Below are 7,938 nucleotides of genomic sequence, written 5' to 3' on the forward strand. Positions count from 1 at the left end.
GGTGGATCCTTGGGCGGCACTGCGTCACCTGCCGGGGCTCGTCGGGGTCTGTTCTGCCGAGGTACGCGTCCCGGCGGGCGGGGTCGCGGAGGCGCCGGTGCCGGTCGCAGCGGTGCCGGTGCCGGTGCCGGTCGCGGAGGTGCCGGTGCCGGTCGCGGAGGTGCCGGTGCCGGTCGCGGAGGTGCCGGTGCCGGTCGCGGCGGCGCCGGTGCCGGTCGCGGAGGTGCCCGAAGTCGTGGCCGACGGCAGCGGTGCGGGCGGGGCCGGGGCGCCGGGCCCGGGGCCGGCGGCGGGGGACGCGGAGGCGGCGGGCGCCTGCGGCGCACTGCTCTTCGGCTGCGGCGGCGGGACGGGCTCGGCGGTGGTCTCGGCGGGTACGCCGCGGACCGTGCCGTCCGGGTTCAGGAAGGCGGGGCTGCCGCCGGGCACCATGCCCAGCCGGCGGGCGCGCCGCTCCAGGGCGTCCGGCTCGGAGAAGTTGTCGACGTCGCGCTGGAGGGCCTGCTGCTCGTCGGTGAGCTCGGTGGTCCGCTTCTTCAGCTCGCTGAGCCTGAACGACCCTTCGTTGAGGGCCGAGTTGAGCACCAGGAGCGTGATCAGGCCGCCGCCGAGCAGCACCACGACCAGCAGGACGAAGGGCGTACGGGCCGCGTTGGTGGGCCCGGACGGCATCAGCCGGACGAGCCGCGCGGCGCGCCCCTTCAGCTGCCCGGCCGGTCCGCTCACCGCGCCGCCCCGTACATCACCGGTTTCCGGGCACCCGGAGGCCGGGCGCTCATCGCTCCTCCTCGCGGATCCGCTGGGCGCCGCGCAGCCGGGCGGGGGCGGCGCGCCGGTTCTCGGCTACCTCCTCCTCGGTGGGCAGTTCCGCGCCGCGGGTCAGCAGCTTCAGCCGGGGCTGGTAGCGCTCGGGGACGACCGGCAGTCCGGGCGGCGCCGTGGTGGCGGCGCCCGCCGCGAACACCTGCTTGACCAGCCGGTCCTCCAGCGAGTGGTACGAGAGGACGGCGATCCGGCCGCCGACCGCGAGGCTCTGCACGGCCGCCGGAACGGCCCGCTCCAGGACACTGAGCTCGCCGTTGACCTCGATGCGCAGCGCCTGGAAGGTCCGCTTGGCGGGGTTGCCGCCGGTGCGCTTGGCCGCCTGGGGCAGCGAGTCGCGGATCAGCTCGACGAGCCGGGCGCTGTTGCTGAACGGCTCCTTCTCGCGCTCGCGCACGATCGCGGAGACGATCCGCTTGGCCTGCTTCTCCTCGCCGTACGCTCGCAGGATCCGTACCAGTTCGCCCGGCGGGTAGGTGTTGAGCACCTCGGCCGCGCCGATACCGGTCGTCTGGTCCATGCGCATGTCGAGCGGGGCGTCCTGGGCGTACGCGAATCCGCGGTCGGCCTCGTCCAGCTGCATGGAGGAGACGCCGAGGTCGAACAGGACGCCCTGGACCTTGGGGATGCCGAGCCTGTCGAGCACCTCGGGCAGTTCGTCGTAGACGGCGTGCACCAGGGTGGCCCGGTCGCCGTACAGGGCGAGCCGCTCGCCGGCGAGCCGCAGCGCCTCCTTGTCCCGGTCCAGGCCGATCAGCCGTACGGAGGGGAAGGCGGAGAGCAGCGCCTCGCTGTGGCCGCCGAGGCCGAGGGTGCAGTCGACGACCACGGGCTCCTGCGGTCCCGGCGCCTGAAGAGCCGGGGCCAACAGGTCCAGGCATCGCTGGAGCATCACCGGGACGTGTCGGGTCTGGCTCATGCGCCCTCTCAGGCTCAGGTCCCGTGTGGCCGCACGTACGGCCTGGTCCCCGCCCGCTCAGAAGGGGAGGTGGGCCGGCGCCGGGGAAGGGGCGTCGGCCGACCGCGAGCGGGAGAGGGCCGGGCCCGTACGTACGCCGCACACACAGGGGAAATCTACGGAATGTGCAGGGTGTCGGTAACTTCCCGTCACTTTAGTCCACCCTGCCATTCGATCGATTCCCGATCAATCAACCCGGCTGCGCGTCGCCGGGCCCCCTGCGCGCCCGCCCGGGCGAACGGTTGCGAGGCTTGTGGGTTACCTCACAACAAGCCTCGTTGACGTTCTTTGTCCCTTCCCGCACCACAGCGGGAGCAGGTGCGGGGACTAACGTCGTATCCATGTCGACTTCCGCGCACTCCCCCGTCCGGCCCTCCTCGAACGATGCCGACCAGGCCCGTGACGGGGGCACGGTCACGGACCGTCTCGTCGAGGCGAACGTCCGGTACGCCGCCGGATTCGACGACCCCGGCATGGACGCCAAGCCGGTGCTGCGCGTCGCCGTGGTCGCCTGCATGGACGCCCGGCTCGACCTGCACGACGCACTGGGCCTGGCGCTCGGCGACTGCCACACCATCCGCAACGCGGGCGGCGTGGTCACCGACGACGTGATCCGCTCGCTGACCATCAGCCAGCGGGCCCTCGGCACGCGCAGCGTGATATTGATCCACCACACCAACTGCGGTCTGGAGTCGATCACCGAGGAGTTCCGCCAGGAGCTGGAGGTGGAGGTCGGCCAGCGTCCGGTCTGGGCGGTCGAGGCGTACAAGGACGCCGACCAGGACGTACGGCAGTCGATGCAGCGCGTGCGCACCTCGCCGTTCCTGCTGCACACCGACGACGTCCGCGGCTTCGTCTTCGATGTGACCACCGGTCTGCTGCGGGAGATCCTTCCCGTCGCCTGACGTCCCCGGCATCACCCTCCAGGAACCGAAAAACCCATCGAAACCGGCATTTCGCCCCCAGTTGTCCACAGGCGAGTGACACGAAGCGGTAACGGCAACGAGAATGCGCGTGTGACATCCCGCCGGACGTGTCCGAAGGGGTGTCCGTGTTTCGGGGTGGGCCGGACCGCTGCGTGCGCCGGCCCGTGAATGGGGTACCCCACTGCTCCTGGAGAGCGTGGGGCAGGGCCGAGGAGGGCCGGGTGACGACCTATGACGATCGAGCGAGCCTCACAGATCTGACCACGACCGCGGAGCGGGTGCGCAGGTCGGTGGAGAGTGTGATCGAGGGCAAGCCTGAGGTCGTACGGCTTTCGCTGACCGTACTGCTGGCGGAGGGGCATCTCCTCATCGAGGACGTCCCCGGGGTCGGCAAGACGATGCTGGCCAAGGCTCTGGCGCGGTCCATCGACTGCTCGGTGCGGCGCATTCAGTTCACGCCGGACCTGCTGCCTTCGGACATCACCGGTGTGTCCGTCTTCGACCAGCAGCGGCGCGACTTCGAATTCAAACCGGGCGCGATCTTCGCCCAGATCGTGATCGGCGACGAGATCAACCGGGCCTCGCCGAAGACCCAGTCGGCGCTGCTGGAGTCCATGGAGGAGCGCCAGGTCACGATCGACGGACACAGCTACGAGCTGCCCGATCCGTTCATGGTGGTGGCCACCCAGAACCCGGTGGAGATGGAGGGCACCTATCCGCTGCCCGAGGCCCAGCGCGACCGGTTCATGGCGCGGGTCTCGATCGGCTATCCGAGTGCGGAGGCCGAGCTGCGGATGCTCGATGTGCACGGCGGCCTCCCGCCGCTCGACGACCTCCAGCCGGTGGCGCACGCCCACGACATCGTGAAGCTGATCGACGCGGTGCGCACGGTCCATGTGGCCGACGCCGTGCGGCGGTACGCGGTGGAGCTCGTCGCGGCCACCCGCAGCCATCCCGATCTCCGGCTCGGCGCCTCGCCGCGGGCCACCCTGCATCTGCTGCGTGCGGCGAAGGCCTCCGCGGCTCTGAGCGGCCGGGACTACTGCCTGCCGGACGATGTCCAGGAGCTGGCGGTCGCGGTGCTCGCGCACCGCCTGCTGCCGACGGCGCAGGCCCAGCTGAACCGCCGTACCGCCGAGCAGGTCGTGCAGGAGATCCTCCGGCAGACACCGGTTCCGACCGCGGACGGCGGAACGCAGGTGCAGCCGCAGCACCAGCCGGGCCGGGTGCCGTACGGCCGGCAGCCCGGCGCACGGCGGGTGTGATGGCCGCCGGGGGGCCGGCCGCGACGGACGACGGCGGCGAGAAGGGCGCTCTGCGCGCCGCGCTGAGCGGGCTGACCACGCGTGGGCGGTCCTTCCTGGCGGCCGGAATCGCCGCGGCGGTCTGCGCCTATGTGCTCGGGCAGGCCGATCTGCTGCGGGTCGGGCTGCTGCTCGCCGCGCTGCCGCTGGTCTGTGTGGTGGTGCTCGTCCGCACCCGTTACCGGGTCGCGGGCACCCGGCGGCTCTCGCCGTCCCGGGTTCCGGCGGGCTCGGAGGCCCGGGTCCATCTGCGGATGGAGAACGTGTCACGGATGCCCACCGGGCTGCTGATGCTCCAGGACCGGGTGCCCTATGTGCTCGGGCCGCGCCCCCGGTTCGTGCTGGACCGGGTGGAGGCGGGCGGCCGTCGCGAGGTGTCCTACCGGGTGCGGTCGGATCTGCGCGGGCGCTATCCGCTCGGGCCGTTGCAGCTGCGGCTGAGCGATCCGTTCGGGATGTGCGAGCTGACCCGTTCGTTCAGTGCGTACGACACCCTCGTCGTCATTCCGCGGACCGAGCCGCTGCCGCCGGTGCGGCTGGCCGGGGAGGCGTCGGGGTACGGCGAGGGACGGCAGCGTTCGCTGGCGCTGGCCGGTGACGACGACGTGATCCCGCGCGGCTACCGGCACGGCGACGATCTGCGCCGGGTCCACTGGCGCTCCACCGCACGCTACGGCGAGCTGATGGTGCGCCGCGAGGAGCAGCCGCAGCGGGCCAGGTGCACGGTCCTGCTGGACACCCGGCAGATCGCCTATCAGGGGGCGGGGCCCGACTCCGCCTTCGAGTGGGCGGTGTCCGGGGCGGCGTCCGCGCTGGTGCACATGCTGGAGCGCGGCTTCGCCGTCCGGCTGCTGACCGACGACGGGACCGCGGTGCCCGGCGACGGCGCGGGCGGTTTCGCCGGATCGACGCAGGAGTCCGCCGAATCGGCGGGGCTGATGATGGACACGCTGGCGGTGGTCGACCACTCCGACGGCAGTGGCCTGTCGCGCGCGTACGACGTGATGCGGGGCGGCAACGAGGGGCTGCTGATCGCGTTCTTCGGTGATCTGGACGAGGAGCAGGCGGCGGTGGCGGCGCGGATGCGGCAGCGCAGCGGCGGTGCGGTCGCGTTCGTGCTGGACAGCACGGACTGGGTGCAGGGCGACGTCCCGCCCGCGGGGGCAGGGGCGGCGTCCGAGCGGCGGCTGCGGCTGCTGCGGGAATCGGGGTGGACGGCGGTGGCGGTCTCGCCAGGGGCCGGGCTCGCCCGGTACTGGCGGCAGGCGGGGCAGCAGGGTGTGGCGGCACAGTCCGCCGCGGCGGGCGGCACGACGGGTTTCTCCGGGGGATGGTCATGAGCGGTCGTGGTCGGCTGGCGCTGTGCGCCTTTGCGGCGACGCTGATGGCGGCGGCCTCGATGCTGCCGCTGGTCGAGCCCGCCGGGTGGATCCTGCAGGCGGCGTTCCTGCTGGCGGTCCAGTGCGGGATGGGCGCGCTGGTCCGCCGGGCGCCCGTGCCCCGGGCGCTGGTGGTCGCGGCGCAGGCGCTGGTCACGCTGGTCCTGCTGACGGTGGTGTTCGCCAGGCAGCAGGCGATGGCCGGTCTGCTGCCCGGCCCGGAGGCCGTCCAGCGGCTGTCGCATCTGCTGGCGTCGGGCGCCGAGGACGTCGGCCGGTATGCCGCCCCGGCTCCCGTGACGGACGGCATCCGGCTGATGCTGATCGGCGGTGTGCTGCTGGTCGGCCTGGTGGTGGACGCCCTCGCGGTGACGTTCCGCAGCGCGGCCCCGGCCGGCCTGCCGCTCCTCGCGCTCTACTCGGTGGCCGCGGGGCTGTCCGGGGGCGGGGCGGACTGGCTCTGGTTCCTGCTGGCGGCCGGTGGATATCTGCTGCTTCTGCTGGCGGAGGGCCGGGACCGGCTCTCCCAGTGGGGGCGGGTCTTCAGCGGCGCGGCCGGCAGGCCCCCGGGAGGACCGGCGCTCGGAGCGGCGCTCGCGGGCAGCCGGCCGACGGCCCCGGTCCGTACCGGACGCCGCATCGGTGCGCTGGCGCTGGGCGTCGCGCTGGTCGTCCCGGCGGCGCTGCCGGCGCTCGAAGGCGGAATGCTGTTCGGCGCGGGCGCCGGCAGCGCCGGCAAGGGGGGCGGCGGCACCATCTCCGCGGTGAACCCTCTGGTCTCGCTGCAGGACAATCTGAACCAGCCGGAGAACCGGCAGGTGATGTCCTACCGCACCAATTCCGGCGCCCCGCAGGACTTCTATCTGCGCATTCTGGCCCTGGACCAGTTCAACGGGAGCGAGTGGCGGCCCTCCACCCGCCGCCTCAAGGACGTGCCCAAGCGGCTCCCGGCGCCGGAGGGCCTCAGCCCCGACGTGGCGGTCACCGAGATCACGTCGAACATCTCCGCGTCCCGCTCCTACCAGCAGACCTATCTGCCGCTCCCCTACCCGGCGACCGAGGTCGGCATCGACGGGCGCTGGCGGTACGAACCGGAGGGGCGGACCCTCGTGGGCGACCGCGGGGAGACGACCCGCGGCGCGCAGTACCGGGTCTCCAGCCTGGTGGTCGAGCCGACCGCCGAGCAGCTCGCCTCGGCGGGCCCGGCGCCGGCGGAGCTGCGGCGCGAGTACACCCGTGTTCCCGGCTCACTGCCGAAGGTCGTGGAAGAGACCGCGAACCGGGTGACCCAGGGTGCCGCCAACGATTACGAGCGGGCGGTGAAGCTGCAGAACTACTTCGCCTCGGACGGCGGCTTCAGCTACAACACCTCGGTGAACTCGGGCACCGGCAGCGCTGCGATCACCCGGTTCCTGAAGGAGAAGCAGGGCTTCTGCGTCCACTTCTCCTTCACGATGGCCGCGATGGCCCGGACGCTGGGCATACCGGCCCGGGTCGCGGTGGGCTTCACCCCGGGCACCGGGCAGCCGGACGGTTCGGTCTCGGTGGGGCTGCGCGACGCGCACGCCTGGCCCGAGCTGTACTTCGAGGGCGTGGGGTGGACCCGGTTCGAGCCGACCCCGACGCGGGGCACCACACCCCCGTACACCCAGCAGAATGTCCCCACGGGCGACACGGACGTCCCGGCCCTGCCCGAGAGGGGCTCCTCGGCGGCTCCGTCGGCCGCGCCGTCCGTCCCGGACAGCTGCCCGGCGCAGATGCGCAAGCAGGGCGAGTGCGGCAGCGCGGCGGCACCGGGCGTGAAGCCGCCGACGGATTCGGGGACGCCGACGGGCACCGTCGTCGGTGTGGTGCTGCTCGCCGTGGTGCTGCTCGCGCTGCCCCTGCTGCCGCTGCTCTGGCGGCTGCGGGCACGCAGGCGCAGGCTGGCTCTCTCCGCCGGGCGTACGCCGGTGGGCGGCCGGATCGCAGCGCCGTCCACGGGGCAGGGCAGCACCGGCGGCGACCGCGGCCGGGGCGTCGAACCCGACGCACCGGAGTACGCCACGGCCCGGACGCTGGCGGCCTGGCAGGAGATCACCGACACCGCCTGGGACCACGGCATCGAACCGGACGACTCCCGGACTCCGCGCAAGGCGGCGGACCGGGTGGTGCGGCTGGGGCAGCTCGGACCCGACGCGGCCGATGCGGTGCACCGGGTGGCCGGAGCGGTGGAGCAGGTGCTCTACGCCCCTGAGCCCCGGGTGAGCACCGGCCTGGCCGAGGACGTGGCGTCGGTACGGGCCGGTCTGCGGGAGTCCGCCGGCCGCGTGGCCCGGATCCGGGCAGTCGTGGCTCCGCGCTCGGCCGTTCGGGTGATCTGGGCGGCCGCGGACCGCTGGGCGGCGTTCACCGGCAGGTGGACGGCGCTGTGGAGCCGCGACCGGTGGGCAGGGTGGCTGCGGCGCCCGTCGCGCCAGCAGGGATGACCGGGGGCGTGGTCCGCGGCAGGTCGCGGACCACGCCCCGCCGCGCCTCCGGCAGCTGACCTGCGAGGCCCGGCCGACGGC

Annotated in this window: 6 protein-coding genes; 4 read left to right on the forward strand and 2 right to left on the reverse strand. The window is 73.4% G+C overall.

Going from position 1 to position 7,938, the window contains the following annotated elements:
* Nucleotides 1–24: 24 nt before the first annotated feature.
* Together AADR41_RS40005 and rsmH are read right to left on the reverse strand one after the other, a co-directional pair.
* Complete coding sequence (locus tag AADR41_RS40005; RefSeq protein ID WP_342287215.1) at nt 25–726, reverse strand: FtsB family cell division protein; 702 nt, start codon at nt 724–726, stop codon at nt 25–27.
* A 49-nt stretch (nt 727–775) separates the two neighbouring features.
* Complete coding sequence (gene rsmH, locus AADR41_RS40010; RefSeq protein ID WP_342287217.1) at nt 776–1,741, reverse strand: 16S rRNA (cytosine(1402)-N(4))-methyltransferase RsmH; 966 nt, start codon at nt 1,739–1,741, stop codon at nt 776–778.
* Between the two features lie 380 nt (nt 1,742–2,121).
* On the opposite strand from rsmH, the gene AADR41_RS40015 reads away from it, so the two are divergent.
* The 4 genes from AADR41_RS40015 to AADR41_RS40030 all read left to right on the forward strand — a co-directional run bounded on the left by AADR41_RS40015 (nt 2,122) and on the right by AADR41_RS40030 (nt 7,857).
* Nucleotides 2,122–2,685 (forward strand): beta-class carbonic anhydrase, encoded by a 564-nt coding sequence (locus AADR41_RS40015; RefSeq protein WP_342287218.1) that lies wholly within the window; start codon nt 2,122–2,124, stop codon nt 2,683–2,685.
* A gap of 242 nt (nt 2,686–2,927) precedes the next feature.
* Nucleotides 2,928–3,971, forward strand: coding sequence for an AAA family ATPase (locus AADR41_RS40020; protein ID WP_342287219.1), 1,044 nt, complete (start codon nt 2,928–2,930; stop codon nt 3,969–3,971).
* A complete protein-coding gene (locus AADR41_RS40025; RefSeq protein ID WP_342287220.1) occupies nt 3,971–5,350 on the forward strand; it encodes a DUF58 domain-containing protein in 1,380 nt (459 codons plus the stop codon). Before AADR41_RS40020 ends, AADR41_RS40025 begins: the two co-directional genes overlap by 1 nt.
* Nucleotides 5,347–7,857 carry a transglutaminase TgpA family protein gene (locus tag AADR41_RS40030; protein ID WP_342287221.1) on the forward strand — a complete coding sequence of 837 codons (2,511 nt, stop codon included), beginning with the start codon at nt 5,347–5,349 and terminating at the stop codon, nt 7,855–7,857. Before AADR41_RS40025 ends, AADR41_RS40030 begins: the two co-directional genes overlap by 4 nt.
* Nucleotides 7,858–7,938 lie beyond the last annotated feature (81 nt).

This window comes from Streptomyces sp. CLV115, from assembly GCF_038448545.1.
GTDB classification, from domain to species: domain Bacteria; phylum Actinomycetota; class Actinomycetes; order Streptomycetales; family Streptomycetaceae; genus Streptomyces; species Streptomyces sanglieri.

Coding starts and splice junctions, on each gene's coding strand:
- rsmH (WP_342287217.1), bottom strand. CDS start 1,741: ATGAGCCAGACCCGACACGTCCCGGTGATGCTCCAGCGATGCCTGGAC.
- AADR41_RS40015 (WP_342287218.1), top strand. CDS start 2,122: ATGTCGACTTCCGCGCACTCCCCCGTCCGGCCCTCCTCGAACGATGCC.
- AADR41_RS40025 (WP_342287220.1), top strand. CDS start 3,971: ATGGCCGCCGGGGGGCCGGCCGCGACGGACGACGGCGGCGAGAAGGGC.
- AADR41_RS40030 (WP_342287221.1), top strand. CDS start 5,347: ATGAGCGGTCGTGGTCGGCTGGCGCTGTGCGCCTTTGCGGCGACGCTG.